Source organism: Streptomyces sp. KR55 (genome assembly GCF_052245645.1).
Classification (GTDB): domain Bacteria; phylum Actinomycetota; class Actinomycetes; order Streptomycetales; family Streptomycetaceae; genus Streptomyces; species Streptomyces flavusporus.
Genome location: NZ_JBQQCE010000690.1, coordinates 1 through 3,605, shown reverse-complemented (window position 1 = coordinate 3,605; position 3,605 = coordinate 1). Strand labels below are relative to the sequence as shown.

Genomic DNA, 3,605 nt, shown 5'->3' with positions numbered 1-3,605 from the left:
CCGGGTCGCCGTCGGCAGCCGTGGCGAACAGAACCGGCGTCAGTTCGTGGCGCCGCGCGGGCTCCAGTCGCTCCAGGTGCAGTGCCTCGATCAGGGCGTACATGGAGTCCAGCCCGAAGTGCGCGGGCAGGGTCCGCGCCAGCTCGGTGGGGCCGCCGCGCCCGTCCTCCGCGCGGGCCGCGTGGAAGAGCGCCTCCTCGGCAAGTCCCCAACCCCCGCCCCAGTCCCCGGAGACACGCCCGACGGCCGGGAAACGGGCGGTGCGGCCGTCGGGGCGCATGCCCACGCAGTTGATGCCGGCGCCGCACACGACGGCCACCCCGCGCGGCTCGGTGACACCGGCCCGCAGGATCGCGAACGTGTCGTTGCGCACCTCGACGGTCGTACCCCACGCGCGCGCGTGCAGCGCAGCCGTCAACCGCTCCTCCTCGACGGGGAAGTCGGCGTTGGCGAGGCAGGCGGAGACGTGCGTGACGGAGGTGACTCCGGCCGTGGCGCAGGCACGTTCCACCGCCTCGGCGAGGACGTCCGTCGCCGACTCGACACCCACGGCCGGCGGCCGGAAACCGCCGCCGCGAGCCTCGGCGAGCACGGTTCCGTCGCCCGCCACGACCGCGACGTCCGTCTTGCTGTTGCCCGCGTCGACGGCGAGGACGGCTGCGGTCAGGCCCACGCGAGGTGCTCCCGGTTGTGTGCGATCAGCTGGTCGGTGAGGGTGTCGGCGTACTCGTACTGGCCGATGAGGGGATGCGCGAGCAGCGCCCGGAAGACCCGGTCGCGGCCGCCGCGCAGAGCCGCCTCCAGCGCCAGGTCCTCGTACGTCGTCACATTGGCCATCAGGCCCGCGTACAGGGGGTCCACGGCGGCGACGGGCAGCGGAGCCGGGCCGCCCTCGGCCCCCACCGCCGCCTGCACCTCGATCACCGCGTCGTCCGGCAGGAAGGGCAGGGTGCCCCGGTTGAGGGTGTTCACCACCTGGTACGGGCTTCCCGCGCCGCTCAGCAGCGCCGCCGCCAGGTCCACCGCCGCCTCGGAGTAGTGGGCGCCGCCCCGCCTGGCCAGCAGCGCCGGCTTCTCGTCGAGCGCGGGATCGCCGTACATCGTCAGCAACTCCCGTTCCATCGCGGCCACTTCGGCGGCACGCGACGGCTTGGTGCGCAGCTCTCGTACGACCTCGTCGTGGGCGTAGTAGTAGCGCAGGTAGTACGAGGGGACCACGCCCAGGCGGTCCAGCAGGGCGCGCGGCAGCCGGAGGTCCGCGGCGATCGCGTCGCCGTGCACGCGGAGCAGCTCGGGCAGGACGTTCTCACCGTCCACGCGTACGCCCGTCTCCCAGGTGAGGTGGTTGAGGCCCACGTGGTCGAGGTGGACGTCGGCCGGGTCGACGCCCAGCAGTGCGGCGAACTTCCGCTGCAGCCCGATCGCCACATTGCACAGCCCCACCGCCTTGTGACCGGCCTGGAGCAGTGCACGGGTGACGATGCCGACGGGGTTGGTGAAGTCGATGATCCAGGCGTCGGGGTTGGTACGACGCACCCGTTCGGCGATGTCGAGAACGACCGGAACCGTGCGCAGGGCCTTGGCCAGGCCGCCCGCGCCGGTCGTCTCCTGGCCGACGCAGCCGCACTGAAGGGGCCAGGTCTCGTCCTGCTCACGGGCCGCCTGGCCGCCGACGCGGAGCTGGAGCAGGACCGCGTCGGCGCCCTCGACGCCCGCGTCCAGGTCGGAGGTGGTGACGACCCGCCCCTCGTGCCCCTGGCGGGCGAAGATACGGCGGGCCAGGCCGCCCACCAGGTCCAGGCGGTCCGTCGCCGGGTCGACGAGGACCAGTTCCTCGATGGACAGGGTGTCCCTGAGCCGGGCGAAGCCGTCGACGAGTTCGGGTGTGTAGGTGGAGCCGCCGCCTATGACGGTGAGTTTCATACGGTGTGAACCCTTCACTCGGATCGGGGCGTCAAGAGCGAACGCCCCCGCGGCAACGGAGTCGTTGCCTGCGGGGGCGGGAGGGAGCGTCGGTCAGTTGTCGATGAAGGGCGTGGTGTCCAGCGCCGGGTAGGGGGCAGGGAGGGGCAGCGGGCGTCCGAGGGCGGCCTTCGCCTCGACTCTGTAGCGAGCCTGGGCGGGGTCGGCGCTCGTGGTCAACGGGTCGGAGTAGCAGTAGGCCTTCTTCTCCCGGCGATGGATGAGGATGTACACGGGGATTCCCGCGCTTGCATAGAGGCGCAGTTGGGGGCCGCTGTCCGTTTCGTGGTTGGTGGAGGTCACCTCGCCGACTACGGCAAGCATGTCGATGGGGTACCAGCCCTTGTGAGTCTTGCAGTAGGCCTCGTCGAGTTCGGTCGCCTTGCGGCGGCGGACATAGAAGTCGGGTACCACCAGAGCCCGCGTCCGTCCGTCCAGGTGGGCGGCCCGGAATCCCATGCCGAAGCCTGCCAGGCGGAAGCCGGCGTTGTTGAACTGGAGAAACAGCTGCGCGACGCCGTCGCTGTGCTCTTCGTCCGGCTGAGGCGGCACGATGCCCGTCTCCTCGATGTACTCGGCTCGAATCGGCATGGGTGACGCTGCCTCTTCGAACGCGATCAACAGGTCGATGGGGTCCTGCTGCGTCATGACCGGCTCCGTGATGGGTTCGGCGATCATCGCTGGTTCTCCTCGTCACGCTGATGCCAGGCTAAGCCCGCGTCGGGTGCCCCGACAGAACGGTCGGGCACCCGACGCCCACCCGGCGCCGGATGCCCGACCGTTCACTCGAACGAGTGTGCTGAACCGTTCCGCTACTTCGTCACGCTCGGCGGCGTCAGCGGCGTGGCCGCCTGGGCCTGCGGGGACGTCGTGTTGGCATAGGCCGACGGAGCGGCCATGCCCGCCGCCGGGTCGGTGTCCGCTTCCGTCTCCTGCTGCAGCGGCAGACCGCCGACGATGCGGATGCCCTCGCGGTCGAAGCGGCGCTTGATGCGCCAGCGGAGTTCGCGTTCGACGGTGAGGGACTTGCCCGGCATGGTCCTGGCGGAGACGCGGACGACCATCGAGTCGAGCAGGACGCTGTCCAGGCCCAGGATCTCGACCGGGCCCCACAGCATCTCGTTCCAGGGATCCTCCTTGCTCATCGCCTCGCCGACCTCGGTGAGCACGGCCTTGACGTGGTCGAGGTCCTCCGAGGGGCGGACCGTGACGTCGACGCCGGCCGTGGCCCAGCCCTGGGAGAGGTTACCGACGCGCTTGACCTCGCCGTTGCGGACGTACCAGATCTCCCCGTTGTCGCCGCGCAGCTTGGTCACGCGCAGGCCGACCTCGATGACCTCGCCCGAGGCGACGCCCACGTCGATGGAGTCGCCGACGCCGTACTGGTCCTCCAGGATCATGAACACACCGGACAGGAAGTCCGTGACGAGGTTGCGCGCGCCGAAACCGATCGCCACGCCCGCGACACCCGCGGACGCCAGCAGCGGCGCCAGGTTGATCTCGAAGGTGGCGAGGATCATCAGGGCCGCGGTGCCGAGGATCAGGAAGCTCGCCACCGAGCGCAGGACCGAGCCGATCGCCTGGGAACGCTGCCGGCGGCGCTCCACGTTCACCAGCAGGCCGCTGATCGCCGTGCCGTCCAC

4 protein-coding genes are annotated in these 3,605 nt (G+C 70.9%); all 4 read right to left on the bottom strand.

What is annotated here, in order from left to right; genetic code table 11:
- Positions 1-673: N-acetylglucosamine kinase (locus ACTWQJ_RS48425; RefSeq protein WP_443312742.1), on the bottom strand; the 673-nt coding region annotated here is incomplete at its 3' end.
- The gene (locus ACTWQJ_RS48420; protein ID WP_443312741.1) at positions 664-1,923 is read right to left on the bottom strand and encodes a 6-phospho-beta-glucosidase; all 1,260 of its coding nucleotides are present in this window, start codon (positions 1,921-1,923) and stop codon (positions 664-666) included. The genes ACTWQJ_RS48420 and ACTWQJ_RS48425, both read right to left, overlap by 10 nt.
- A 93-nt stretch (positions 1,924-2,016) precedes the next feature.
- Positions 2,017-2,640: a Uma2 family endonuclease gene (locus ACTWQJ_RS48415; RefSeq protein ID WP_443312740.1), complete on the bottom strand. Its 624-nt coding sequence runs from the start codon at positions 2,638-2,640 to the stop codon at positions 2,017-2,019.
- Between the two features lie 134 nt (positions 2,641-2,774).
- Positions 2,775-3,605: mechanosensitive ion channel family protein (locus tag ACTWQJ_RS48410; RefSeq protein WP_443312739.1), on the bottom strand; the 831-nt coding region annotated here is incomplete at its 5' end.